The organism is Streptococcus infantis, from assembly GCF_047460875.1.
Taxonomy (GTDB): Bacteria; Bacillota; Bacilli; order Lactobacillales; family Streptococcaceae; genus Streptococcus; species Streptococcus infantis_AA.
The window spans coordinates 138,640-162,774 of record NZ_JASHFI010000002.1; the positions used below are offsets into that span (position 1 = coordinate 138,640).

The following is a 24,135-nucleotide window of genomic DNA, read 5'->3' on the forward strand; positions in this document are numbered from 1 at the left end:
TTACACCTTCTCTTTCACATTCTTACCTAGAATACCAGCTGGACGAATAATCAAGATTAAGAGTAAGATTCCATAAACGATTGCATCACGGAAATCTGACATTCCAAAGGCTGTCGCAAAAGTTTCTAATAATCCAATTACGAATCCTCCAAAAGCTGCACCTGGAATGATACCAATACCACCTAAAACGGCAGCTACGAAAGATTTAATACCTGGAGTCATTCCCATTAATGGTTCCAATGAATTATAATAAAGTGCGATAAGGACACCAGCAGCACCAGCCAAAGCTGAACCCAAGGCAAAAGTAAAGCTGATCGTACGGTTAACATTGATTCCCATCAACTGAGCCGCATCACTATCTACAGAAACGGCACGCATAGCTTTCCCCATCTTCGTTTTTTGTACAATGAGTTGTAGAAGAACCATCAAAACAAGTGAGACAGACAAAATCAACAATTGAATATTGGTCAAACTGATTGGACCCAAGTCATAACGCACTGTTTGGATTGCTTGAGGAAAGGCACGTGTGTTGGCACCTACCAGATAGACCATTCCATACTCCAGTAAGAAGGATACCCCGATAGCTGTAATCAATACAGAGATTCGAGTTGAATGACGTAATGGACGATAAGCTAGGAACTCAATGATAACACCGAGAATTGCTGTACCGATCATCGATAAGATCAAGGCAACAAAGAAATTTAATTGCAAGGAATTAATCAAGAAATAACCCATGAAAGCCCCCATCATATAAATATCACCGTGGGCAAAGTTAATGAGCTTGATAATTCCATAAACCATAGTATAACCTAGGGCTAGTAACGCATAGACACTACCCAAGATTAGACCATTAACAAGTTGTTGAAGCATATGGTTCACTCTTTCTAATTTATATTTTTAGAATTTTATAAAAAAATAATCCTTTCATAAACACCGAAACAGGGAGTGAGTAGAAGCTCATTCCCCATTTACGATATCTACTAGATTAAGGTTTAACCGACTCAACTGACTCAACTTTACCATCTTTTAAGCCAATCATAAGTGCGGATTTAACCGGATTATGGTCTTTGTCAATAGACATTGTACCAGTAACACCTTCCAAGTCTTTCAACTTCGCAAGGTTGTCTTTCAATTCGACAGAGTTCTTAGCACCTTTAGATGCTTCCGAAATCATGTAAACTGAATCATATGCCAAGGCTGCAAACATTGAAGGTTCTTCGTTGTATTTCGCTTTATAAGCTTCTACGAATTTCTTGGCTTTATCAGTCATTTCACCTTCAGTAGAGAATCCAGCTACGTAGTAGATGTCTGTAGCTGCAGCAGGTGTTGCTTGTTCAACGAATTTAGCATCACTAAATCCATCACCACCGATGATTGGTTGTTTGATTCCCATACCACGTGCTTGGTTTACAATTTTACCAGTTTCAGTGTAGTACCCTGGAAGGACAATGGCATCGAAGTCTTTATCTTTGATTTTTGTAAGTGCGGCTTGGAAATCTGTATCCTTAGATTGGAATGTTTCTGTCGCTACAATTTCACCTTTATAAGATTTCTTGAAGGCTTCAGCAATCCCTTTAGCATAGTCAGATGAGTTATCGTAGTATAGAACGACTTTCTTCGCTTTCAAGTTATCAGTTGTGTATTTAGCAATGATTTGTCCTTGGAAGCTATCGATGAAGGTTGCACGGAAAAGGTAATCTTGACCTTTTGTCAAATCATCTTGAGTTGCTGATGGGGTTACCAATGGTACACCTGCTTTCCCAGCATTGGCAACCGCTGCGGCAGTGGCACCTGAAGTTGCAGGCCCTACAAGAGCGTTCACTTTTGATTGGGTAACAAGGTTTGTTGTAACGGTAGCTGCTTCAGCTGTCTCAGATTTGTTATCTTTGTCTACAACTTCGATTTGTTTTCCATCGATACCACCTGCTGCGTTGATTTCATCAACGGCCAATTGAGCACCTTTTTGTTCAGCGCTACCGTAGGCTGCTACTTCACCAGTTTTTTCAAAGTTGAAACCAATTTTTACAACTTTCTCATCAATTGGGTTCCCAGTTGTATTTGAAGCTCCTGACTTAACTTCTCCGCAAGCTGCCAATACAGCTACACTTGCAAGAGCTACAAGTGATAATGCAAACTTTTTCTTCATGTTTATCTCCTTTTAGATTCATAATTTAAATGACATGTTAAGAATATACCGAATTATCTGAAAATTGTCAACACTTTTTTTGTATTTTTTAAATGATTGCGTTTTCTTCGTTTCGATAAAGGCTACCAACGAAAGGAGTTTCTAATTCTTGAATATGACAAACTCGTACTTTCTTGATATATTTTTCTTTTCCTAAACGATTAACTAGGTCTTCTACTTCTTCTGTTGGAACATACATTTGGAGATAGCGATGCTTTTTAGAATGGTAGCAAATATCTCCTACACTTTGAAGTTTTTTGACATCACGATTATAGTAAAGATAGACAATTAGACCCGTCCGATTCACTTTTTCAAACATAGCATTTCTTCCTTTTTAGAATCTTCTTTTTATTATACCAAAAAAAGCAAACTCAGTCGAGTTTGCTTTCAAAGATTAATTCAAAGAATTATTAGCCATGATTTCGTCAATAAAACCGTAGTCAAGAGTTTCTTGAGCGCTCATCCAGTAATCACGTTCAGCATCTGCGTGAATTTGCTCAACTGACTTACCTGAATTATCTGCAAGAATTTGCTCCAAAGTCTTACGAGTTTTAAGCAAGTGCTCAGCCGCAATAGCCATATCTGTCTGTTGCGTACCACCACCAGTACCACCCATCGGTTGGTGAATCATGTACTCTGCATTTGGAAGCATGAAGCGTTTACCCTTTGCTCCACTTGATGCTATAATGGTTCCCATTGAGGCAGCCATACCCATAACAATCGTTTGTACGTCTGCTTTGATAAAATTCATAGTATCTACAATTGCCAAACCAGCTGAAACTGATCCACCTGGAGTATTTACATAAAGGTAAATATCTTTTGTACTATCTTGGGCATCCAAGAAAAGCAATTGGGCGATAACTGAGTTTGCCATATTGTCTTCGACTGGTCCAGTCAACATGATAATGCGGTCCTTAAGAAGACGTGAGTAAATGTCATACGAGCGTTCTCCACGACTTGTTTGTTCAATAACTACAGGAATCATTCATTTCTCCTTTTGATTTCTAATTTCTTTGTTAATAGGATTATTATATATCCTTGGTCAAAAAAGGTCAAATTTTTGCTCTATCCTACTAACAGATACAAAAATTCAACCTCCTTTCAAAACTAAGACTAGGCTTTAGTCTCAATATCACTTTAGAATCTTATTTTGTTCCGAACAAGCGGTCTCCAGCGTCTCCTAGACCTGGAACGATGTAACCATGTTCGTTCAAGCGTTCATCCAAAGCTGCTGTAAAGATTTCTACATCAGGGTGTGCTGCTTGAAGTGCCTTCACACCTTCTGGAGCTGATACAAGGCAGACAAACTTGATGTTTGAAGCTCCACGTTTTTTGAGGGAGTCAACAGCCAAAATCGCTGATCCACCTGTTGCAAGCATAGGATCAACTACAAAAATTTGACGTTGGTCAATATCTTCAGGTAATTTTACCAAGTATTCTACTGGTTGAAGGGTTTCTTCGTCACGGTACATACCAATGTGACCAACTTTTGCTGCTGGAACCAAACTCAATAGTCCATCAACCATACCAATACCTGCACGCAAGATTGGGACAATCGCCAATTTTTTACCAGCCAACTGTTTTTGAACTGTTTTTGTGATTGGTGTTTCGATTTCTACATCTTCAAGTGGAAGATCACGAAGCACTTCATATCCCATCAACATTGCAATCTCGTCTACTAGTTCACGAAAAGCTTTTGTAGAAGTGTCAGTGCGACGCAAGATTGATAATTTGTGTTGAATCAGTGGATGATTAATAACTTCAAGTTTTCCCATTTTCAGAATTCCTTCTTTCAATTTATTCTTCTTATTATATCAAAAAATGGTTTAAAAAGCTTTCTAAACCATTTATTTTTTTATAATTTCTAGATTAGGTGAGCCTCTTGGAGAGCTGCCTGCACTGTTTCAAGTGGTAGGTGAGTTAATTCTGTTCCCTTTTCTTGATAAAGGTGTTGGGCATAGTCGTCCATGCGGTATTGATTGATATAAACTACACGCTCACATCCTACTTGTAGTAACTGCTTGGTACAGTTAAGGCATGGAAAATGAGTAACGTAAGCTGTGAAACCTTTTGGAACGCCACGCTCTGACCCTTGTAAGATAGCATTCACTTCTGCATGAAGAGTGCGGACACAGTGGCCTTCAATCACCAGACAGTCATGATCAATACAATGCTCTGTTCCTGATACAGAACCATTATAGCCTGTTGAAATAACCTTGTTATCCTTGACTAAAACCGCTCCTACCTTGGCACGTTTACAAGTTGAACGATTGGCAATCAATAAGGCTTGAGCAGCAAAATACTCATCCCAAGCTAGTCTTTTTTCTGTCATAGCATTTCTCCTCATGTTTTATTTTTTAAAAAATGGCAGGCGTAGATCTGCGATTTTTTCAGCAGGAACCTTCATCCCATCCTTGATCCATTTAAGCAAGACCGATACGATGGCCGAACTCCAAAAAGAATGCAGGTAAGAACTGACACCTTTTGATTTCCCATAGTATTTTTCTAGAAATTCTTGCATGGCTTGCACAAAGATTTTTTCTAAGTGATAGTCTAGGGCAAGCTGAATAACTTTGGCTTCTTTCTTGGCTTCTCTAAAGAGGTGAACCCATACGAGATAAAGGTCTGTTTTAACATCGTAATGACTCAATTGCTCCATGATGTTATGGACGCTACGTTTAAAGACACTTTCTAAAATCTCTTCTTTTGAATCATAGTTTCGATAAAAAGCTGCACGAGAAACGCCAGCACGCTTGACTAACTCAGAAATGCTAATCTTAGCCAACTCCTTTTTCTCCAAGAGTTGCAAAAGAGCTGTTTCAATCGCTTCTCTGGTTAGCAAATTAGATTCTTGATTTGATTTTCTAAGGTTTTCAAGCGATTTTTCAGATATTTTACGTTCAGACATAACAATTTCTTTCTACTTGTGACAACAGAGAGGTACTACTTTTGTTTCAAGGGCTTTCATGATATAATTGTAAAAAAAGACAGAACCTTTGTCAATGTATAAGTGATAAAGATGGAGAATTTCTATGACTTGGAAGATTGTAGCTGACTCTGGTTGTGATTATCGCCAGCTGGAAAACCTTGCTTTTGATACTGAATTTGTCAGTGTTCCCTTAAAGATTCAGGTAGCAGATCAAGTCTTTGTCGATGATGCCAATCTGGATATCGATAAGATGATGGAAACTATGTATGCGACTTCTGAAGCTTCAAAATCAGCCTGCCCTAGTCCTGATGATTACTTACGAGCATTCGAAGGTGCCAAACATATTTTTGTAGTGACTATCACTGGAACTCTCTCTGGTAGCCACAATAGTGCTCAATTAGCTAAGAATATTTATCTCGAAGAACACCCTGATACTCAGATTCATGTCATCGATAGCTTATCAGCCGGTGGGGAAGTTGACCTAATCGTCGAAAAGATCAATGATTTGATCAACCAAGGACTTTCTTTTGAAGAAGTCGTTGAAGTGATTACTACTTACCAAGAAAAAACGAAGTTGTTGTTCGTTCTTGCTAAAGTGGATAACTTGGTTAAAAACGGTCGATTGAGTAAGCTTATTGGTACAGTTGTCGGGCTCCTCAATATTCGTATGGTTGGGGAAGCAAGCGAAACCGGAACCTTAGAACTCCTCCAAAAAGCTCGTGGTGCTAAAAAATCTCTTCAAGCTGCCTATGAAGAGTTAATCAAAGCTGGCTATGCTGGTGGGCGTATCGTCATGGCTCACCGCAGCAATGAAAAATTCTGCCAACAGCTCTCAGAGCTCCTACGAGAAAAATACCCACAAGCTGACATTAGAATCATCCCAACTTCTGGACTCTGCAGTTTCTATGCGGAAGATGGCGGTTTGTTGATGGGATATGAAATTAACTAAGATTATAAGCAACAAGAGATGCCAAGCATCTCTTGTTTTTTATGGTACAATAGAGCTATGAAACATTTTGATACTATTGTCATCGGTGGTGGACCTGCTGGCATGATGGCTACTATTTCCAGTAGTTTTTATGGTCAGAAAACTCTACTCATCGAAAAAAATCGAAAACTTGGGAAAAAATTAGCTGGAACTGGCGGTGGTCGCTGTAACGTGACTAACAACGGAACTCTAGACGATCTACTCGCTGGCATCCCTGGAAATGGGCGATTTCTTTACAGTGTCTTCTCCCAGTTTGATAACCATGATATCATTAACTTTTTTACGGAGAATGGAGTCAAACTCAAGGTAGAAGACCACGGCCGTGTCTTCCCAGCCAGCGATAAATCGCGAACCATTATCGAAGCCTTGGAAAAGAAAATCATTGAACTTGGTGGGCAAATTGCTACTCAAACAGAGATTGTTTCTGTTAAAAAGATAGACGACCAGTTTGTCCTTAAGTCCGCAGACCAGACCTTTACTTGTGATAAACTCATTGTCACAACAGGTGGTAAGTCTTATCCTTCTACTGGTTCGACTGGTTTTGGTCACGAGATTGCCCGTCATTTCAAACACACCATTACCGAACTTGAGGCTGCTGAAAGTCCCTTATTGACGGATTTCCCGCATAAGGCCTTGCAGGGAATTTCCCTAGACGATGTAACTCTTAGCTGTGGTAAGCATGTTATTACCCATGACCTGCTCTTTACCCACTTTGGTTTATCTGGTCCCGCTGCTCTGCGTATGTCAAGCTTTGTCAAGGGTGGCGAAATCCTATCTTTAGATGTCTTGCCACAACTTTCTGAAGGCGACTTAATAAATTTTCTAGAAGAAAACCGTGAAAAATCCTTAAAAAATGCCTTGAAATCTTTGTTGCCAGAACGCTTGGCAGAATTCTTTGTCCAAGGATACCCTGAAAAAGTTAAACAGCTAACTGAAAAAGAACGGGACCAACTTATCCAGTCTATCAAGTCCCTCAAGATTCCTGTAACAGGGAAGATGTCCCTTGCCAAGTCCTTTGTGACTAAGGGAGGGGTCAGCCTCAAGGAAATCAATCCTAAAACGCTAGAAAGTAAATTGGTTCCTGGACTCCACTTTGCTGGCGAAGTACTAGATATCAATGCCCACACAGGTGGCTTTAACATCACTTCCGCCCTCTGTACTGGCTGGGTGGCAGGATCAAACCCAATCTAAATCTAAATTATTCAATGGAACAATCAGCCCCAAAAGAAAGGAAGTCCTTTGGAACATATTATCTTGTTAAGGGGAGTTACTCCTAATGGACAAAATGCTATCCCTAAAATGTCTTATCTGGTAGATATCTTAACAGAGGCTGGTTTTCAACACGTTCGAACTTATATTCAAAGTGGAAATATTATTCTTGAAAGCGACTTAGCCATAGAAGAAATACGAGAACAAGTCCATACTCTAATAAAAGAAAAAATCGGAGCCGACTTGAAAATGGTCATTAAAAATAAGAGTGATTTTACAAAAATTGTCCAAGAAAATCCGTTTGGAGAACACTATCTTTATGACCGTATACATATAATTCTTTTCCAGAATGCTATCCAAAGTCTACCATTTGAAAAATTGGATAGTGACTATGGTGAAGAAGAAATTTGTATCGGCAACCATTGTCTTTACCTCTATCTCCCTAGAACTGCAAAACGAAAAAAGCTTAATACCAACTATCTCGAAAAGCTGTTCGGCGTTGATCTGACCATGCGAAAGTTAAACGTGGTAGAAAAATTACTAACAAAATAGGAAAAATAAGATGAACAGAAGAGAATCAGTCGAATTTGTCAATATGTGCATGATTAAAAATGGAGACAAGGTTCTGGTCCAAGACCGAATTAGCCCTGACTGGCCTGGCATTACTTTTCCTGGTTGTCATGTTGAACGTGGCGAATCCTTTGTCGATGCTGTCATTCGCGAAGTGAAGGAAGAAACTGGTCTGACCATTTCTAAGCCTCAACTCTGTGGTATCAAAGATTGGTATGATGACGAGGACTATCGTTATGTTGTCCACTTTTACAAAACAGAACACTTTACTGGTGAGCTCCAATCTTCAGACGAAGGAAATGTCTGGTGGGAGGATTTTGAAAATCTATCTCATCTAAAATTAGCTACTGAGGATATGTCTGACATGCTTCGTGTTTTTCTCGAAGAGGACCTCAGTGAATTCTTTTACTATAAGGATGGAGAAGACTGGTCTTACCAACTCAAATAACAGTAAATCGGCAGAGGTATCTCCGCCGATTTTTAGTTTGTCTAATCTTCAAGCTAGGTCTGTGTCCTCCAATTAAAATTCTGTTACTGGCTTTTTAAGTTCTAGCTTGGTCTTTGAGTTTTATCGAGTTTGTGTGCCTACATAGTGGGCAATGACATCTGATGTGTACTGGGCTGTTCCAGATCCAAATTTGTCAATATTTTCCTTAAACTCTGGATTATAGACATAGCCTTTTCCGATATGACCAAAGACCTCGATAGAGCAGTCAAATCCATAAGTACGGATGGCTTGCAAGAGTTTGGCTGCTTCCTCTTGATTTTCAGATGCTGTTGCAGGTAGATCAGCTTGAAGATTTTGTGCCAAGGCTTGAAAGACTTGGTTGAAGGCAGCCGTAGCTTCGTCTTCGTGACCTTTTTGGCGCTCGAGCGCTTGATCCATGATTTCTTGGCCATACTTGTCTACAGCCTCTTGCTGGTATTTTTGATGGTCTTGATAGCTAAATCCAGTGAATTTTTCCTCAATAGTCATTTTTCTTTCTCCTTTTTGTTCTTGAATGGTTTTTTGTAAGGTTGAAATCAAGGTGTCCAGATGTTGCCTCTCCTGGGTTAAATAGTCCAACTGTCTAGTTAAATGTGACAATATATCTGTCGTATCTTCCTTCAATAGCTCTGCTATTTTTTCTAAAGAAAAACCTAGATACTTGTAATAGAGGATAATCTGTAGTCGTTCTAAATCCTCTTGACTATAGGTTCGATAGCCATTTTCTGACTTTAATGGAACCAAGAGTCCTATCTTGTCATAATGGTAGAGGGTCTTGACGGAGACACCTGAAAGTTGCGCAGCTTCTTTGATATGGTACATGATTTCCTCCTCACATAAATAGTATATACCCTCCCCTTTGGGGAGAGTCAAGTATTTTATCATATTTTTTATAAAAATATGATAATCGCTTTCTTGACAGACTTGAAAAATCATGATAGGATAATCAAGTCTATCAATCAAAGAATAAGCTCAAAAGAGCAATTGAGAGAAGGCTATTTGACAACTCAAGTAGCCTTTTATTATTTAGAAATAGATTGGAGTTTTAACGATGTCTGAAAAATCGCAATGGGGTTCAAAACTGGGCTTTATCCTTGCATCTGCTGGTTCTGCTATTGGTCTTGGGGCCGTTTGGAAGTTCCCTTATATGACTGCTGCCAATGGTGGGGGAGGTTTTTTACTGGTCTTTCTCATCTCGACACTATTGATTGGATTTCCACTTCTCTTGGCTGAATTTGCCCTCGGTCGGAGCGCTGGCGTGTCAGCAATCAAAACCTTTGGAAAACTTGGCAACAATAACAAGTACAATTTTATCGGTTGGATCGGTGCCTTTGCCCTTTTCATCCTCTTATCCTTTTATAGTGTTATTGGGGGATGGGTTTTAGTGTATCTAGGTATCGCTATTGCTAAAGCCTTCCAAGTTGGGATTAGCAGTGATTATGCCCAGCTCTTCACAGATATTATTTCTAATCCATGGATTGCCCTTGGTTCCCAAGCCCTCTTTATCTTCCTCAACATTTTTATCGTATCTAAGGGAGTTCAAAAAGGAATTGAAAGAGCATCGAAAGTTATGATGCCCCTGCTCTTTATCATCTTTGTCATTATTATCGGGCGCTCTCTTAGCTTGCCAAATGCTATGGAAGGTGTCGTATATTTCCTCAAACCTGACTTTTCAAAACTGACAAGCGCCGGACTCCTCTATGCTCTGGGGCAATCTTTCTTTGCATTATCGCTCGGTGTTACTGCTATGTTGACCTATGCTTCTTACTTAGATAAGAAAACCAATCTGGTCCAATCAGGTATGTCCATCGTTGCCATGAACATCTCTGTATCGATCATGGCAGGATTAGCCATTTTCCCAGCTATGTCAGCCTTTAACATCCAGTCTGAAGGTGGTCCAAGTCTTCTCTTTATCGTCTTGCCACAACTCTTTGACAAGATGCCTTTTGGAACCATTTTCTACATCCTCTTCCTCTTGCTCTTCCTCTTTGCGACGATAACCTCTTCTGTCGTTATGCTGGAAATTAATGTTGGAAATATCACTGACCAAGATAACGAAAAACGTAATAAATGGAGTCTCATTTTAGGTATCTTAACTTTTGTCTTTGGTATCCCTTCGGCCCTATCCTATGGTCTTATAGCTGATGTCCATATCTTTGGAAAGACCTTCTTTGACGCCATGGATTTCTTGGTTTCCAACCTTCTCATGCCTTTTGGTGCTCTCTGCTTGTCTCTTTTTACAGGCTATATTTTCAAGAAGGCACTGGCAATGGAGGAACTTCATCTTGATGAAACACCTTGGAAACAAGGACTTTTCCAAGTCTGGCTCTTCCTTCTTCGTTTCATCATTCCAATTATTATCATCGTGGTCTTTATCGCCCAATTTATGTAAATACAAAAAAGGACTTGAGTAATGAACTCAGGCCCTTTCTTTTTATTATGGATGACTAACAATCAATTCTAGACCTTGACCTTCCAAAGTCCATGCATCAACATCGCTTGGCAAGATAAAGTGGCTGCCTTTTTGGATTGGATATTCCTTACCGTCTACAATGAGCTGACCTTGACCAGCCAAGACACTTAACAAGCTGTAATCAGCTGTTTTTTCAAAGTTAACTTTTCCAGTAATTTCCCACTTGTAAACTGCGAAGAAATCATTAGAGACAAGTAAAGTTGAACGCAAATCGTCTGCTTTGACGGTTACAGGACGGCTGTTAGCAGGCTCACCAATATTTAGAACATCGATGGATTTTTCAAGATGAAGCTCGCGCAAGTTACCATTATCATCCTTGCGGTCAAAGTCATAAACACGGTAGGTTGTATCACTAGACTGTTGCGTTTCAAGGATCAAGATACCTGCTCCAATAGCATGCATGGTTCCACTTGGAACATAGAAGAAATCTCCAGCTTTTACAGGAACTTTTGTTAACAAGGCATCCCAGTTTTTATCTTCGATTTGCTGGCGGAGTTCTTCTTTTGACTTAGCGTTATGGCCGTAAATAATTTCTGAACCCTCATCTGCAGCGATGATGTACCAGCACTCTGTCTTTCCAAGTTCGCCTTCATGCTCTAATCCATAAGCATCATCTGGGTGAACTTGAACACTGAGCCAGTCATTGGCATCGAGGATTTTAGTCAAGAGTGGAAATACTGGCTCTGGACGGTTGCCAAATAACTCACGGTGTTCCGCATACAAAGTAGCGAGGTCTGTTCCTTGATAGCAGCCATTAGCTATCTTAGAAACACCATTTGGGTGAGCTGAAATTGCCCAATATTCTCCGATTTTTTCGCTTGGAATGTCGTATCCAAACTCATCACGTATTTTAGTGCCACCCCAGATTTTTTCTTGCATAACGGATTGTAAAAATAATGGTTCTGACATCTTGATCTCCTGTCTGATTTTTCTCCCTTCATTATAGCAAAAAAAGAGTTCTAGTTGAACTCTTTTTCATATCTTATAAAGTAGGGAGAAGATTTTGTAAAAATAGTGAATAAATGTGTTCTACTCAATGCTTGCACCATTACTGGCAATGACATCCTTGTACCAGTAGAAGGACTTCTTCTTGCTACGTTTGAGACTTCCATGACCTTCATTATCACGATCCACATAGATAAAGCCATAGCGCTTGTTCATTTCGCCTGTTCCAGCTGAAACTAGATCGATACAACCCCAAGTCGTATAACCAAGCAAGTCTACTCCATCTTGGTAAATGGCATCTCGCATAGCCTTGATGTGGGCCTCTAGATAAGCAATCCGATAGTCATCTTCTACATAGCCATTTTCATCTGGCGTATCCATAGCGCCTAGGCCATTCTCTACGATGAACATAGGCTTTTGGTAACGATCCCAGATGGCATTGAGGGTGATTCGAAGCCCAAGTGGGTCAATCTGCCATCCCCATTCTGAGGATTCTAGATAGGGATTTTTGAGAGAGGCAAAAACATTTCCAGCTGTTAATTCTTTAACTTCTGGATCACCTGAGGCCACTCGACTTGCATAGTAAGAGAAGGAAACAAAGTCAACAGTATAATTCTTCAACAAGTCTAGATCCTCTGCTGTCATTTCAATCTCAATCCCTTCACGCTCCCACTGCTTCTTGGCGTAGCTTGGGTATTCTCCACGCGCCTGAACATCAATGAAAAAGTAACTCTTGCGGTCTTCTTCCATAGCAGCCCAGTAGTCTCTCGGATGGGCTGTGTTAGGATAATACTGCCCTGCTGCCAACATACATCCAACCTTGTTTTCTGGGTCAATTTCGTGGGCAAGCTTAGTCGCCAGAGCTGAAGCTACCAACTCATGGTGAGCTGCTTGGTATTTGACTTGTTCTTGATTTTCACCTTCTTCGAAACAGAGACCAGCTCCCATAAAGGGGGCATGGAGAAGCATGTTGATTTCATTAAATGTTAGCCAGTATTTGACCAAACCCTTGTAACGGGTAAAAAGTGTGCGACAGAGATTCTCATAGAAGTCCAACATACGACGATTGCGCCAACCACCATACTCAGTAATTAAGTGCATGGGGCAGTCAAAATGCGTGATGGTTACCAGAGGTTGGATACCATACTTGTGGCACTCCTTAAACAAGTCCTCATAAAAGGCTAGACCAGCTTCATTTGGCTCTGCTTCATCTCCTTTGGGGAATATTCTTGTCCAAGCAATGGAAAGCCGATATGTTTTAAAGCCCATTTCCGCAAAAAGGGCAATATCTTCCTTGTAATGATGGTACATATCAATAGCTTGCTTGGCTGGGTAAAAATAGCCCTCCTCAAAAGAAAACATCTTTTTCTTCCCTGTGATAATGGCTTCACGGTCCTTACCGATTGGAACAACATCAACATTGGCCAATCCACGACCGTCTAAATTATAAGCACCCTCGCATTGATTAGCTGCCGTAGCACCACCCCAGAGGAAACCCTCTGGAAATTGTAGTATTTCTGTCATCACTTTACCTCACTTGATTTACTAGTACTAGTATACTATTAAACATTTAAATAAAGCTGAAATAGCCCCAAAAAAATGTTTTAAGAAAAGCATTTTCTTTATAAAAAAGCTTCTACGATGAACATAGAAGCCAAATAGGGTAGTTGAAATTTGTATACAAAACTGCTTTATTTCATAAGATTTGGAAGAATGAACATGATAAAGAAAGCTAGAGCAACCATAATAAAAACATTGAGATAGATAAAACATTTTGCCAACCATGCATATCGCCCAGGTCTTAGTGGTCTTTCTACATAGGAATGTTTTGGTTTTTTAGGATCATAATAAACAGCAACTTTTCCACCAATTGGAAAGCGTTCCTTAAGTGGAGATTTTGTATAAGACAAAAAACTATTACCCTTAACTTTGTATCTTAAAACTTGTGGAATTTCACCATTTTCAAAATTATCCGTTTTTACATCAGATACGATTGAACCTAAGGGAGTACTGATTGTATTTGAAATAGCAGATAGAAATTTAGGCCCTACGACCTTGTATTGGTTTCCATCAACAGTGTATTCAACAACTGGGAGACTAATCCCATTATAAAGAGCATAGGAATATCGGATAATAACTCCTTCCGTTCTTTCAGTACATCTCTTGGCATTGCTATAATTACTAAATATAAAATAGGAAAACATAAAATAGGTGAAGGCAGCAAATCCTAACATCATTAAGCCAATTAATAGAAAGAAAGTTGTTGGCATATTTTTCTCCTTAGAACATTGTTATGAAGCTATTTTAACAAATTTAACAGAAAAGACAAGAAAAAGACCGGATTGCTCCGATCTTTTCAGTCATCAAAATGTAAGAAAATTAATACCTCATGCTATTTAATCGATTGATTGATTGTCAGCAAGCCATGGTTAATTATTGCAGCAATATCTTCCAGACCACGAAGAATAAAACTACCTATAATCAATCCTAGAATAATTGAACAGATAATCATGGTAATACAGATTAAATAAATATCCTTTTTTTGCATCTCTTTTCTCCTAATATCTATTCGCGTCCATTCATGGAGATACTTTCAATCTCAAGGTTCATTGGTCATTATGTGACAATTGTAAGGTTTCCCAGAACCATAAAGTCGAGCGGTAAACTGAACGCCATCTTCACTCTCTCTTCCTAATAAAATAAAGAAGCCCTCTTACTATATCTATTTAAAAATATTTCTCCTTTCCATATCAGTTACATTTTTATTATAAGATTTCAGGATAGCGCTGTCAACGATTTATATGCAAGTTCTTTATATAAAAAAGACCGGATGGCTCCGATCTTTTAATCGTTTATGTTCTCAATTTCTGTTTTAAAAATAGCTAAGGTTAACTTCAAATGACTACTCGCCTTATTTCATTCGATAAAAATCAATGACTAGACCAGCAGGCCCTTCAACTAGCAGACTTTCTGTTCCCCAATCCGTTACAGCTGGTTCGTGTAAAACCTTTATACCAAGATCTTTCAACCGTTGGTAGTTCTGCTCTACATCCTCAACCTCGATGTGAAGAATGATTCCTGACTGAAAATCTTCTAAAGGAATCAAATGATTTCGGGACAACATAAGACAGTGACTGCCAATCGTAAACTGAGCAAAACTGTCATCAACATAGTCTGCCTTTTTATCCAATATATGCTCCAGTTCCGCACAGACTTGGGGAACATTTGAAACAATAATATCCAATTGATTTAAATTCATTTACTATTCTCCATAAAAAGACCGGATTACTCCGATCTTTTAAGTTTCTCTCTAAGAAAATCAAAGCATAAAATCTACAATGTTTACTTTTGATTTTCCACAAGAGAAATTATTTAATTGCGCGTGATTGCAATCCTTCTTCTTCCAAGAAGAGACGGAATGGTACGAGTTCTTCTGCTTCGTATTTTTCCTTGAAGGCTTTGATTGCTTCTTCTGAGTGTTGTTTTGGATCCAACTCAAGTACTTCTACTGGAAGTGGACGGTGTTGAGTGATGCGAGCGTCGATGACAACTGTCTTACCTTCTTTGTTCAATTTAACAGCTTCAGCAACAACAGCATCGATATCTTCGATACGGTTAACTGTAAATCCTACAGCACCTTGAGCTTCAGCGATTTTTGCGTAGTCAGCGTTTGTGAAGTCTACACCAAACAAGTGTTTGTTTGTGTCTTCGTATTTGTTCTTGATGAAGGCATATTCATCATTTGAGAAGACAACGTTGATAACTGGAAGGTTATATTGAACGTTAGTGATCACGTCTGGGTAGCACATGTTGAAGGCTCCGTCACCCATGATGTTCCATACTTGGCGATCTGGATTGTCTTTCTTAGCAGCGATACCACCAGGAAGGGCAATACCCATTGTCGCAAAGAGTGGAGATGTACGCCACATGTTCTTAGGTGTCATATGAAGATGACGAGTTGATGTTTGAGTAGAGTTACCTACGTCGATTGAATAGATAGCATCTTGATCAGCATGTTTGTTGATTGCATTGTAAACTTGATACAATTGCAATTCACCCTCAGTTTTACCTTCGAGTTTGTTCATGTAGTCACGCCAGTTTTGGTTGTTCTTAACGTTTGCACGCCACCATGGAGTAGACTCAACTGGGTTTACTTTGTCAAGGATAGCTTTAGCTGCTTGACCTGCATCTCCAAGGATTGAAGCGTCAAGGGCGTGACGTTTACCAAGTTTGTATGGGTCGATATCCACTTGGATGAATTTTTCAGTGTTTTTGAATGCTTCGTATACTTCAGCAAATGGGAAGTTTGAACCAAGGAAGAGAACAGTGTCTGCTTCAAAGACAACTTCGTTGGCTGGTTTCCAACCAACACGGTAGGCAGAACCTGTCAAACCTTCGTAGTTCCATTCAAAAGCTTCAAAGTTTTTACCAGTTGTGATGATTGGTGCTTTGATTTTACGTGACAATTCAGTAATCACTTCACCAGCTTTAACACCACCGTAACCAGCATAGATAACTGGACGTTCAGCATTGTTCAAGATTTCAACTGCTTTGTCAATTTCAACTTCGTTCAAAGCAGGAGCGATGAATGAACGTTCGTATGAACCTGAACCGTAGTATGAGTTTTCGTCGATTTCTTGGAAACCAAAGTTTACTGGAATTTCAACAACGGCTGGACCTTTTTTAGAAACGGCAGCACGGCAAGCTTCGTCGATTACTTTTGGTAATTGCTCTGCGTAAGCTACACGTTTGTTGTAAACAGCGATACCGTTGTACATTGGGTTTTGGTTTAATTCTTGGAAGGCATCCATGTTTAATTCGTTAACTGGACGTGATCCAAGGATAGCAAGGAATGGAGTGTTATCCATAGCTGCATCGTAAACACCGTTGATCAAGTGAGTCGCCCCTGGACCACCTGAACCAACTGCAACACCGATAGAACCGCCAAATTTAGCCTGCATAACCGCTGCAAGAGCACCTGTTTCTTCGTGGCGAACTTGCAAGAAACGGATATCTTTGTCTTCAGCCAAAGCGTCCATTAGTGAGCTGAGTGTTCCTGATGGGATACCGTAGATTGTGTCTACGCCCCATGTTTTCAATACGTTAAGCATTGCTGCAGATGCAGTAATTTTCCCTTGAGTCATAATGATAACTCTCCTTAAAAATTAATTTGATGAATAATAAAAGCGCTTTTATATGTTTTTTGAAAACGATTCAGTAAATTTACACTCCTAATTTATCACATTTACTTTTAGTTTCATAAGAATGTGCTCAGAAAACTTCATTCTCTATTACAGTACAGATTGAAAACGTTTTGAAAATCTGTTTTAGAATAGCAAAAAAGCGGTTAAGACCGCCTTTTTATACTCAATGAAAATCAAAGAGCAAACTAGGAAGCTAGCCGCAGGCTGTACTTGAGTACGGCAAGGTGAAGCTGACGTGGTTTGAAGAGATTTTCGAAGAGTATTAATCGACTTTAGTAAAATTAAGCATAAGAGAGCTGATTAAAACAGATACTGAACTAAAGGCCATGGCTAATCCTGCAAGTTCTGGATTGAGCACCAAACCAAGACTTGAAAAGACTCCTGCTGCAATCGGAATACCAATGAGGTTATAGATAGAAGCCCAGAAAAGATTGAGTAGAATACGATTAAAGGTCTTCTTACTCATATCAAAAGCACGTGCCAATCCTAGTAGATTATTAGTTGTAAGAACAAGGTCTGCTGATTCAATGGCAATATCTGTCCCAGAGCCCATGGCAATTCCGACATCCGCTACACTGAGGGCTGGCGCATCATTGATGCCATCTCCAACAAAGGCAAGTTTTCCATTCTTTTGAAGCTTGTGAATTTCATGTGCCTTTTCCTCTGGCAAGACATTTGCGATTACTTCTTCGATACCAATTTGCTCTGCAATCGCATGGGCTACTCCAGCATTATCTCCAGTAAGCATGACCGTTCTAAGACCACGTTTTTTCAATTTAGCAATGGCTTCCTGAGCATTTTCCTTAGGGACATCCTGCAAGGCAATTAAGCCTTTTAACTGACCATCCACTGATAGGAAGACAACTGTTTTTGCTTCTTTCTCAAGTAAATCAAATCGTTCTTGATAATCATGTGGAATAGCAAGGTCAGCTAAGAGCTTAGCATTCCCCAGCAAGACTTGCTTACCATTAATAATCCCAGTCACACCTTTTCCATGCAAGGCTTGGAAGTTTTCCACTGGGTAAAGGCTAATTCCTAGTTCAGATGCACGATTAACAATAGCTTGAGCTAGCGGGTGTTGAGATACATCTTCCAGTGAAGCAGCCAAACTTAGCACTTCTCCTTCATCTCCGATAACATCTGTCACTACTGGCTTCCCTTCGGTCAAGGTTCCTGTCTTATCAAAAACAACCGTTTGAACTTTTTGGATTTCCTGTAGAACTGTACCATTTTTGAGAAGAATCCCCATCTTGGCACTTCGTCCTGTTCCAACCATGAGTGCTGTCGGTGTCGCAAGTCCAAGAGCACAAGGGCAGGCAATTATCAAAACAGCAACACCATAGAGGAGCGACGTCACAAAACTTTCTCCAAGTAAAACAAACCAGATCCAAAAAGTAAGGAGTCCTAAAATGACAACTGCTGGTACAAAAATCCCAGAAATCTTGTCTGTCAAATCTTGAATAGGGGCACGACTCGTTTGAGCTTTCTTCACAAAGTCTACAATCTGAGCCAACATAGTCTCAGAACCAACTTTTTCAGCTCTAAAGATGATCGTACCACTATTATTGATGGTTGAACCAATGACAGTATCACCGGCAGACTTGTCTACTGGAATACTTTCCCCAGTTACCATTGATTCATCAATACTAGTTTCTCCTTCTATTACAGTCCCATCAACGGCAATTTTTTCACCTGGTCGAACGCGAATGAGATCCCCAACTTTGACTTGTTCTAGAGGTATTTGAACATAAACATCATCACGCAAAACCTCTGCTGTTTTTGCTTGTAGGTCTAATAATTTTTCGACTGCCTGCGAAGTATTTTTTCGCATTTTTTCCTCAAAAACTGCTCCCAAAAGAATGAAGAAGAGGATAAATGCAGCACTTTCAAAGTAAACGGGCAGACCAGTGAAGAGGGCAACTAAGCTATAGAAATAGGCCACTAGGGTTCCCAGAGCAACCAAGGTATCCATGTTGGAATTGTGCTTTTTAAAACTAGCCCAGGCGCTTCTGATATATGGAACTCCAGCTACCAGCATAATGGGTGTTGTGGCTAAAAAGGTGCCCCAACGCATGACTTGGTGACTAATTCCTCCTGTAGACATCCCAATCATGAGAATCACAAGAGGCACAGTAAAGATACTAGTAATCCAAAAACGCTGTAAAAGACTGAGAGACTTTTTAGTTTTTTCAACAACGGTATAGGTCCCCTTTTGCATCTTCATGCCGCATGAAAATTCATGCTCACCCAGGTCTTGAGGAGTAAAGCGAATGACTTTTTCCTCGTCTTGAGCGATTGGTTCTAGAATCCCTTCTTCTTCGAAGAGAATTTCCTTATAGCAGTTTGATGGTGTCACACGATGAAAGGTAATCTCAGCAGGAATCCCTTTTTGCAGTTGAATGTGGGCTGGATGGTAGCCTTTGTCTGCTGTAATACGAATTTTTTGAACACCATTTTCAAGACTTGCTTTTACAATTTCAGTCATATCATTCTCCTATTCTACAATCATCTTACCGTGCATCATATTCATGCCACAAGAGAAACCATACTCACCTGCTTCTTCAGGTGTGATTTCAACCACATATTGGTCTCCCATAGGCAGATCTGCATGCACTCCAAAGTCTGGAAAAACGATTTGATCCAAGCAAGGTGAAGGATCTTTTCGATCAAAAATAATGCGAGCAGGTTGCGATTTTTTGAGGATAATGGTTCCTGGAGTGTAGCCCCCCATGACCTCCACTCGAATCTCCTGATAGCCATTTTTTTGCTGGGCTCTCTTAGCATCTTCTTGCGGTTTTTTGAAAAACCAAAAGAGGATAAAAGCAATCATTCCTAAAACAACAATAGATACAAATAGATTTAACATAGCGTCTCCTTTACATACAATTACATCTTACTTCTGTTACAGCACTTGCTTTTTTCTCAGCAATCACTTCTTCCAAGCCTTCCAAGTCAGCTAGGGTAAAGTCACATTCTTCTATCAGATCAGCTAGCAAGAGCTTTATTCTTCGAGAACAAAGCTTGTCTTTGATATCCTGAACCATTAAGCCCCTACTATCATCTGGAGTTAAAAGGGACGAATACATAAAGGACTTGCCCTGCTTTTCCCGAGTCAAACATTCTTTCTCCACCAAACGGGCCAAGAGCGTCTGGATCGTGGATTTGGACCAACTGAACCTTTTCTCTAATACTTTTATGAGATCAGTACTAGTCTGTTCTCCCTGCATCCAGATAATCTTCATGACCTGCCATTCTGCATCCGAAATCTGCATCAGTACACCTCCAAAATCTACATTTGTCAATTACAATTATCAGTATACTCTTAAAATCTACATTTGTCAACCCAAAATCACATTTTTAAAATTTATCGCCGCTATAAATATTTTTTATCACCACAATAAAAAATACATATTATCCAAAGCTCTCTTTTAATGCTACAATAACTGTATCATTTTCCTAGATGGGAGGTTCTACTTTTGGATTGGTCCATTGTTGAACAATATCTACCACTCTATCAAAAGGCATTCTTTCTGACCTTGCATATTGCAGTTTGGGGAATTCTAGGTTCTTTTTTGCTGGGACTCATCGTCAGCGTCATCCGGCATTACCGAGTTCCTGTTTTCTCACAGTTAGCAACAGCCTATATAGAATTGTCACGAAATACACCCCTTTTGATACAACTATTCTTTCTCTACTTCGGTCTACCTCGAATAGGGATTGTTCTTTCTTCAGAAGTCTGTGCAACAGTCGGGCTCATCTTCTTAGGTGGTTCCTACATGGCAGAATCCTTCCGAAGCGGGCTAGAAGCCGTCAGTCAAACCCAGCACGAGATTGGTTTAGCCATTGGTCTTACACCTTTTCAGGTTTTTCGCTACGTGGTTCTTCCACAAGCGACAGCAGTTGCTCTACCATCCTTTAGTGCCAATGTTATTTTCCTGATCAAGGAAACATCTGTCTTCTCAGCGGTTGCCCTTGCTGACCTTATGTACGTTGCTAAGGATTTGATAGGACTCTATTATGAGACAGACATTGCGCTGGCTATGTTGGTAGTTGCTTACCTTATCATGCTTCTACCTATTTCACTAGTCTTTAGCTGGATAGAAAGGAGGCTCCGTCATGCAGGATTCGGGAATGCAAGTACTCTTTCAGGGAAATAATCTCCTGAGAATCTTACAGGGATTGGGAGTCACGATTGGGATTTCTATCCTGTCTGTCCTCTTATCCATGATTTTCGGAACGGTGATGGGAATTATCATGACTTCTCATTCTAGAGTGATTCGCTTCTTGACTCGTTTTTATCTAGAATTTATCCGTATCATGCCCCAGCTGGTGCTTCTCTTCATCGTTTACTTTGGTTTAGCTCGAAACTTTAATATCAATATTTCAGGTGAAACTTCTGCTATTATCGTTTTCACCCTCTGGGGAACAGCTGAGATGGGAGACTTGGTTCGTGGAGCTATCACTTCCCTACCGAAACATCAGTTTGAGAGCGGACAAGCACTTGGCTTAACTAAAGTGCAACTCTACTACCATATCATCATCCCTCAAGTCTTGAGAAGACTGTTACCACAAGCCATCAACCTTATCACTCGGATGATTAAAACCACTTCCTTGGTTGTTTTGATTGGGGTTGTTGAAGTTACCAAGGTTGGCCAACAAATCATCGATAGCAATCGTTTGATCATCCCAACCGCTTCCTTTTGGATTTATGGAACCATCCTAGTCTTGTATTTCGCGGTTTGCTTCCCTATTTCCAAACTATCTACTCATCTAGAAAAACATTGGAGGAACTAAATGTCTGAAACTATTTTAGAAATCAAGGAACTAAAAAAATCCTTCGGAGACAATCCGATCCTCCAAGGACTTTCCCTAGATATTAAAAAGGGGGAAGTGGTCGTCATCCTAGGACCATCTGGTTGTGGGAAAAGTACCCTCCTTCGCTGTCTCAATGGGTTAGAAACTATTCAAGGAGGAGATATCCTGCTGGATGGCCAGTCCATCGTTGAAAATAAAAAAGATTTTCACCTGGTTCGCCAAAAGATCGGTATGGTCTTTCAAAGTTATGAACTCTTTCCTCACTTGGATGTCCTTCAAAACCTCATCCTAGGACCTATCAAGGCTCAAGGGAGAGACAAGAAAGAAGTAACGGAAGAAGCTCTGCAACTACTGGAACGTGTCGGACTTCTAGACAAAAAACATAGCTTTGCTCGTCAATTATCAGGAGGACAAAAGCAACGGGTTGCCATCGTTCGTGCCCTTCTCATGCATCCAGAAATTATCCTATTTGACGAGGTAACGGCTTCACTGGACCCAGAAATGGTGCGTGAGGTTCTGGAACTTATCAATGATTTGGCTCAGGAAGGGCGTACCATGATTCTGGTAACCCATGAAATGCAGTTTGCCCAAGCCATTGCGGACCGCATTATCTTCCTTGACCAAGGGAAGATTGCTGAAGAAGGAACTGCTCAAGAATTCTTCACAAATCCACAAACCAAACGAGCACAAGAATTTTTAAATGTCTTTGACTTTAGCCAGTTTGGCTCATATCTATAATCAATAAAGGAGATTATTATGAAACTACTCAAACCACTTCTAACTGTTTTTGCTCTAGCATTCGCACTTATCTTCGTCACAGCTTGTAGTTCAGGCGGAAGCTCTGATGCTTCATCAGCTAAAGCAACTGCAAAAGCTCGCACAATCGATGAAATTAAGAAAAGTGGCGAACTTCGAATCGCGGTATTTGGAGACAAAAAACCATTTGGTTACGTTGACAACGACGGTTCTTACCAAGGTTATGATATCGAACTAGGTAACCAATTAGCACAAGACCTTGGTGTAAAGGTCAAATACGTTTCTGTCGATGCTGCTAACCGTGCTGAATACTTGATTTCAAACAAGGTTGATATCACCCTTGCCAACTTCACAGTTACTGACGAACGTAAAAAACAAGTTGACTTTGCCCTTCCTTACATGAAAGTTTCTCTCGGTGTTGTGTCACCAAAAGATAAAGTCATCAAGGACGTTAAAGAACTTGAAGGAAAAACCTTAATCGTTACAAAAGGAACTACTGCTGAAACTTACTTTGAGAAAAATCACCCAGAAGTAAAACTCCAAAAATACGACCAATATAGCGATGCCTACCAAGCACTTCTTGATGGACGTGGAGATGCCTTCTCTACTGACAATACTGAAGTTCTAGCTTGGGCGCTTGAAAACAAAGGATATGAGGTAGGAATTTCTTCTCTAGGCGATCCAGATACTATTGCGCCAGCAGTCCAAAAAGGAAACCAAGAACTACTTGACTACATCAACCAAGAAATCGAAAAATTAGGCAAAGAAAACTTCTTCCACAAGGCTTATGAAAAAACACTTCACCCAACCTACGGTGACGCTGCTAAAGCAGATGACCTAGTTGTTGAAGGTGGAAAAGTTGATTAATACTCAATGAAATCACAAAAAGAAATCAGGTAACCCTAAGGGTTACCTGATTTTTATATATCTTAAGCATTTTGCCAATTTTCTTGGTCTTCTTTAAATCGTTTTAAAAGGTCAAGTCCTTCTGGTGTGATGTAGCCTTCTTCTTGGGCTAGGTGGATAAGCTCGCTATAGTTTGAAAGGGTCACCAGTTTGACACCAGCATCCGCAAAGTTCTTATCTGCTTTTGCTAGTTGATAGCTAAAGATAGCTACAACACCTAGAACATCTGCTCCTTCACGCTTGGCAGCAGCCACGGCCTCAAGAACTGAGCCACCAGTTGAAATCAAATCTTCAACAACGACCATTTTTTGCCCTTGGGCTACACGGCCTTCAATTTGGTTGCCTGCTCCGTGGTCTTTTGGTTTGCTACGAATATAAGCAAATGGCAGACTCATCTTATCAGCGATGATGGCTCCGTGTGGAATCCCTGCTGTCGCTGTTCCTGCAATGACTTCTACCTCTGGGAATTCTGCCTTGATGGCCTCTACAAAACCATTTTCAATCAAGTTGCGTGTTTCTGGGTATGCAAGCGTTACACGGTTGTCCGTATAAATCGGTGACTTAATGCCTGATGCCCATGTGAAGGGCTCTTCTGGTTTGAGGTAAACGGCTTGAATTTTCAATAGATGGCTAGCAATGTCTTTAGCAAGTGTCATGGTGTGCTCCTT

General features: G+C 40.1%; 27 protein-coding genes. 9 read left to right on the forward strand and 18 right to left on the reverse strand.

Annotation, left to right across the window (positions count from 1 at the left end; translation table 11 throughout):
* The 7 genes from QM887_RS02650 to QM887_RS02680 all read right to left on the reverse strand — a co-directional run bounded on the left by QM887_RS02650 (nt 1) and on the right by QM887_RS02680 (nt 5,093).
* A complete protein-coding gene (locus QM887_RS02650; RefSeq protein WP_414270356.1) occupies nt 1–870 on the reverse strand; it encodes a branched-chain amino acid ABC transporter permease in 870 nt (289 codons plus the stop codon).
* 115 nt (nt 871–985) lie between these two features.
* Nucleotides 986–2,146 carry an ABC transporter substrate-binding protein gene (locus QM887_RS02655; protein ID WP_075229247.1) on the reverse strand — a complete coding sequence of 387 codons (1,161 nt, stop codon included), beginning with the start codon at nt 2,144–2,146 and terminating at the stop codon, nt 986–988.
* 88 nt (nt 2,147–2,234) lie between these two features.
* Nucleotides 2,235–2,504, reverse strand: coding sequence for a YlbG family protein (locus tag QM887_RS02660; protein ID WP_414270357.1), 270 nt, complete (start codon nt 2,502–2,504; stop codon nt 2,235–2,237).
* Nucleotides 2,505–2,579: 75 nt separating this feature from the next.
* A complete protein-coding gene (gene clpP / locus QM887_RS02665; protein ID WP_060956027.1) occupies nt 2,580–3,170 on the reverse strand; it encodes an ATP-dependent Clp protease proteolytic subunit ClpP in 591 nt (196 codons plus the stop codon).
* A 160-nt stretch (nt 3,171–3,330) separates the two neighbouring features.
* Nucleotides 3,331–3,960 carry a uracil phosphoribosyltransferase gene (upp, locus tag QM887_RS02670; protein WP_004252365.1) on the reverse strand — a complete coding sequence of 210 codons (630 nt, stop codon included), beginning with the start codon at nt 3,958–3,960 and terminating at the stop codon, nt 3,331–3,333.
* Nucleotides 3,961–4,049: 89 nt separating this feature from the next.
* Complete coding sequence (locus QM887_RS02675; protein ID WP_006155564.1) at nt 4,050–4,517, reverse strand: deoxycytidylate deaminase; 468 nt, start codon at nt 4,515–4,517, stop codon at nt 4,050–4,052.
* Between the two features lie 18 nt (nt 4,518–4,535).
* Nucleotides 4,536–5,093, reverse strand: a complete 558-nt coding sequence (locus QM887_RS02680) for a TetR/AcrR family transcriptional regulator (RefSeq protein ID WP_004252362.1) — start codon at nt 5,091–5,093, stop codon at nt 4,536–4,538.
* 124 nt (nt 5,094–5,217) lie between these two features.
* Here QM887_RS02680 and QM887_RS02685 point away from each other — a divergent pair, with 124 nt between their 5' ends.
* From QM887_RS02685 to QM887_RS02700, 4 genes are read left to right on the forward strand one after another with little or no spacing between them, the layout of a single operon-like run.
* A complete protein-coding gene (locus QM887_RS02685; protein ID WP_314945488.1) occupies nt 5,218–6,063 on the forward strand; it encodes a DegV family protein in 846 nt (281 codons plus the stop codon).
* Between the two features lie 57 nt (nt 6,064–6,120).
* On the forward strand, nt 6,121–7,293 hold the full coding sequence (locus QM887_RS02690) for an NAD(P)/FAD-dependent oxidoreductase (protein WP_414270358.1): 1,173 nt from the start codon (nt 6,121–6,123) through the stop codon (nt 7,291–7,293).
* Between the two features lie 48 nt (nt 7,294–7,341).
* Complete coding sequence (locus QM887_RS02695) at nt 7,342–7,863, forward strand: DUF1697 domain-containing protein (protein ID WP_061862833.1); 522 nt, start codon at nt 7,342–7,344, stop codon at nt 7,861–7,863.
* Nucleotides 7,864–7,873: 10 nt separating this feature from the next.
* Complete coding sequence (locus QM887_RS02700) at nt 7,874–8,329, forward strand: 8-oxo-dGTP diphosphatase (protein ID WP_414270359.1); 456 nt, start codon at nt 7,874–7,876, stop codon at nt 8,327–8,329.
* A 120-nt stretch (nt 8,330–8,449) separates the two neighbouring features.
* Here QM887_RS02700 and QM887_RS02705 read toward each other — a convergent pair whose 3' ends face one another.
* On the reverse strand, nt 8,450–9,190 hold the full coding sequence (locus tag QM887_RS02705; RefSeq protein ID WP_414270360.1) for a MerR family transcriptional regulator: 741 nt from the start codon (nt 9,188–9,190) through the stop codon (nt 8,450–8,452).
* Between the two features lie 229 nt (nt 9,191–9,419).
* Between QM887_RS02705 and QM887_RS02710 the strand changes: the two genes are divergently transcribed.
* The gene (locus QM887_RS02710) at nt 9,420–10,760 is read left to right on the forward strand and encodes a sodium-dependent transporter (protein WP_414270362.1); all 1,341 of its coding nucleotides are present in this window, start codon (nt 9,420–9,422) and stop codon (nt 10,758–10,760) included.
* A 45-nt stretch (nt 10,761–10,805) separates the two neighbouring features.
* Here QM887_RS02710 and manA read toward each other — a convergent pair whose 3' ends face one another.
* The 9 genes from manA to QM887_RS02755 form a co-directional block, all read right to left on the reverse strand.
* The gene (gene manA / locus QM887_RS02715; RefSeq protein WP_414270364.1) at nt 10,806–11,750 is read right to left on the reverse strand and encodes a mannose-6-phosphate isomerase, class I; all 945 of its coding nucleotides are present in this window, start codon (nt 11,748–11,750) and stop codon (nt 10,806–10,808) included.
* A gap of 120 nt (nt 11,751–11,870) precedes the next feature.
* Nucleotides 11,871–13,310 carry a 6-phospho-beta-glucosidase gene (locus QM887_RS02720; protein WP_414270365.1) on the reverse strand — a complete coding sequence of 480 codons (1,440 nt, stop codon included), beginning with the start codon at nt 13,308–13,310 and terminating at the stop codon, nt 11,871–11,873.
* 167 nt (nt 13,311–13,477) lie between these two features.
* On the reverse strand, nt 13,478–14,056 hold the full coding sequence (locus QM887_RS02725; RefSeq protein WP_414270367.1) for a DUF3592 domain-containing protein: 579 nt from the start codon (nt 14,054–14,056) through the stop codon (nt 13,478–13,480).
* A gap of 122 nt (nt 14,057–14,178) precedes the next feature.
* On the reverse strand, nt 14,179–14,334 hold the full coding sequence (locus QM887_RS02730) for a hypothetical protein (protein WP_414270368.1): 156 nt from the start codon (nt 14,332–14,334) through the stop codon (nt 14,179–14,181).
* A gap of 363 nt (nt 14,335–14,697) precedes the next feature.
* On the reverse strand, nt 14,698–15,045 hold the full coding sequence (locus QM887_RS02735) for a VOC family protein (protein WP_414270369.1): 348 nt from the start codon (nt 15,043–15,045) through the stop codon (nt 14,698–14,700).
* A 109-nt stretch (nt 15,046–15,154) separates the two neighbouring features.
* On the reverse strand, nt 15,155–16,930 hold the full coding sequence (spxB, locus tag QM887_RS02740) for a pyruvate oxidase (protein WP_414270370.1): 1,776 nt from the start codon (nt 16,928–16,930) through the stop codon (nt 15,155–15,157).
* 322 nt (nt 16,931–17,252) lie between these two features.
* Entirely contained in the window at nt 17,253–19,475 is a 2,223-nt protein-coding gene (locus tag QM887_RS02745; protein WP_414270371.1) for a heavy metal translocating P-type ATPase, read from the reverse strand.
* A gap of 9 nt (nt 19,476–19,484) precedes the next feature.
* Complete coding sequence (locus QM887_RS02750) at nt 19,485–19,856, reverse strand: cupredoxin domain-containing protein (RefSeq protein WP_004252344.1); 372 nt, start codon at nt 19,854–19,856, stop codon at nt 19,485–19,487.
* Between the two features lie 10 nt (nt 19,857–19,866).
* Nucleotides 19,867–20,262, reverse strand: coding sequence for a CopY/TcrY family copper transport repressor (locus QM887_RS02755; protein WP_414270372.1), 396 nt, complete (start codon nt 20,260–20,262; stop codon nt 19,867–19,869).
* Nucleotides 20,263–20,466: 204 nt separating this feature from the next.
* On the opposite strand from QM887_RS02755, the gene QM887_RS02760 reads away from it, so the two are divergent.
* Genes QM887_RS02760 through QM887_RS02775 form a run of 4 tightly spaced genes read left to right on the forward strand, consistent with a single transcriptional unit; the run spans nt 20,467 to nt 23,428 of the window.
* The gene (locus QM887_RS02760) at nt 20,467–21,147 is read left to right on the forward strand and encodes an amino acid ABC transporter permease (protein WP_060956039.1); all 681 of its coding nucleotides are present in this window, start codon (nt 20,467–20,469) and stop codon (nt 21,145–21,147) included.
* Nucleotides 21,107–21,784 (forward strand): amino acid ABC transporter permease, encoded by a 678-nt coding sequence (locus QM887_RS02765; RefSeq protein ID WP_414270373.1) that lies wholly within the window; start codon nt 21,107–21,109, stop codon nt 21,782–21,784. The genes QM887_RS02760 and QM887_RS02765 overlap by 41 nt, the downstream gene beginning before the upstream one ends.
* The gene (locus QM887_RS02770; protein ID WP_414270374.1) at nt 21,785–22,543 is read left to right on the forward strand and encodes an amino acid ABC transporter ATP-binding protein; all 759 of its coding nucleotides are present in this window, start codon (nt 21,785–21,787) and stop codon (nt 22,541–22,543) included. It abuts the gene before it with no gap.
* 18 nt (nt 22,544–22,561) lie between these two features.
* A complete protein-coding gene (locus tag QM887_RS02775) occupies nt 22,562–23,428 on the forward strand; it encodes a cysteine ABC transporter substrate-binding protein (RefSeq protein WP_414270375.1) in 867 nt (288 codons plus the stop codon).
* 62 nt (nt 23,429–23,490) lie between these two features.
* On the opposite strand, the gene pyrE is transcribed toward QM887_RS02775, so the two are convergent.
* Nucleotides 23,491–24,123 carry an orotate phosphoribosyltransferase gene (pyrE, locus tag QM887_RS02780; RefSeq protein WP_414270376.1) on the reverse strand — a complete coding sequence of 211 codons (633 nt, stop codon included), beginning with the start codon at nt 24,121–24,123 and terminating at the stop codon, nt 23,491–23,493.
* Nucleotides 24,124–24,135 lie beyond the last annotated feature (12 nt).

What these genes read in the sequence shown, in the direction of transcription:
- QM887_RS02650 (WP_414270356.1), bottom strand. Translation starts at nt 870, where the DNA reads ATGCTTCAACAACTTGTTAATGGTCTAATCTTGGGTAGTGTCTATGCG.
- QM887_RS02655 (WP_075229247.1), bottom strand. Translation starts at nt 2,146, where the DNA reads ATGAAGAAAAAGTTTGCATTATCACTTGTAGCTCTTGCAAGTGTAGCT.
- QM887_RS02660 (WP_414270357.1), bottom strand. Translation starts at nt 2,504, where the DNA reads ATGTTTGAAAAAGTGAATCGGACGGGTCTAATTGTCTATCTTTACTAT.
- clpP (WP_060956027.1), bottom strand. Translation starts at nt 3,170, where the DNA reads ATGATTCCTGTAGTTATTGAACAAACAAGTCGTGGAGAACGCTCGTAT.
- upp (WP_004252365.1), bottom strand. Translation starts at nt 3,960, where the DNA reads ATGGGAAAACTTGAAGTTATTAATCATCCACTGATTCAACACAAATTA.
- QM887_RS02675 (WP_006155564.1), bottom strand. Translation starts at nt 4,517, where the DNA reads ATGACAGAAAAAAGACTAGCTTGGGATGAGTATTTTGCTGCTCAAGCC.
- QM887_RS02680 (WP_004252362.1), bottom strand. Translation starts at nt 5,093, where the DNA reads ATGTCTGAACGTAAAATATCTGAAAAATCGCTTGAAAACCTTAGAAAA.
- QM887_RS02685 (WP_314945488.1), top strand. Translation starts at nt 5,218, where the DNA reads ATGACTTGGAAGATTGTAGCTGACTCTGGTTGTGATTATCGCCAGCTG.
- QM887_RS02690 (WP_414270358.1), top strand. Translation starts at nt 6,121, where the DNA reads ATGAAACATTTTGATACTATTGTCATCGGTGGTGGACCTGCTGGCATG.
- QM887_RS02700 (WP_414270359.1), top strand. Translation starts at nt 7,874, where the DNA reads ATGAACAGAAGAGAATCAGTCGAATTTGTCAATATGTGCATGATTAAA.
- QM887_RS02705 (WP_414270360.1), bottom strand. Translation starts at nt 9,190, where the DNA reads ATGTACCATATCAAAGAAGCTGCGCAACTTTCAGGTGTCTCCGTCAAG.
- QM887_RS02710 (WP_414270362.1), top strand. Translation starts at nt 9,420, where the DNA reads ATGTCTGAAAAATCGCAATGGGGTTCAAAACTGGGCTTTATCCTTGCA.
- manA (WP_414270364.1), bottom strand. Translation starts at nt 11,750, where the DNA reads ATGTCAGAACCATTATTTTTACAATCCGTTATGCAAGAAAAAATCTGG.
- QM887_RS02720 (WP_414270365.1), bottom strand. Translation starts at nt 13,310, where the DNA reads ATGACAGAAATACTACAATTTCCAGAGGGTTTCCTCTGGGGTGGTGCT.
- QM887_RS02725 (WP_414270367.1), bottom strand. Translation starts at nt 14,056, where the DNA reads ATGCCAACAACTTTCTTTCTATTAATTGGCTTAATGATGTTAGGATTT.
- QM887_RS02730 (WP_414270368.1), bottom strand. Translation starts at nt 14,334, where the DNA reads ATGCAAAAAAAGGATATTTATTTAATCTGTATTACCATGATTATCTGT.
- QM887_RS02735 (WP_414270369.1), bottom strand. Translation starts at nt 15,045, where the DNA reads ATGAATTTAAATCAATTGGATATTATTGTTTCAAATGTTCCCCAAGTC.
- spxB (WP_414270370.1), bottom strand. Translation starts at nt 16,930, where the DNA reads ATGACTCAAGGGAAAATTACTGCATCTGCAGCAATGCTTAACGTATTG.
- QM887_RS02745 (WP_414270371.1), bottom strand. Translation starts at nt 19,475, where the DNA reads ATGACTGAAATTGTAAAAGCAAGTCTTGAAAATGGTGTTCAAAAAATT.
- QM887_RS02750 (WP_004252344.1), bottom strand. Translation starts at nt 19,856, where the DNA reads ATGTTAAATCTATTTGTATCTATTGTTGTTTTAGGAATGATTGCTTTT.
- QM887_RS02755 (WP_414270372.1), bottom strand. Translation starts at nt 20,262, where the DNA reads ATGCAGATTTCGGATGCAGAATGGCAGGTCATGAAGATTATCTGGATG.
- QM887_RS02765 (WP_414270373.1), top strand. Translation starts at nt 21,107, where the DNA reads ATGCAGGATTCGGGAATGCAAGTACTCTTTCAGGGAAATAATCTCCTG.
- QM887_RS02770 (WP_414270374.1), top strand. Translation starts at nt 21,785, where the DNA reads ATGTCTGAAACTATTTTAGAAATCAAGGAACTAAAAAAATCCTTCGGA.
- QM887_RS02775 (WP_414270375.1), top strand. Translation starts at nt 22,562, where the DNA reads ATGAAACTACTCAAACCACTTCTAACTGTTTTTGCTCTAGCATTCGCA.
- pyrE (WP_414270376.1), bottom strand. Translation starts at nt 24,123, where the DNA reads ATGACACTTGCTAAAGACATTGCTAGCCATCTATTGAAAATTCAAGCC.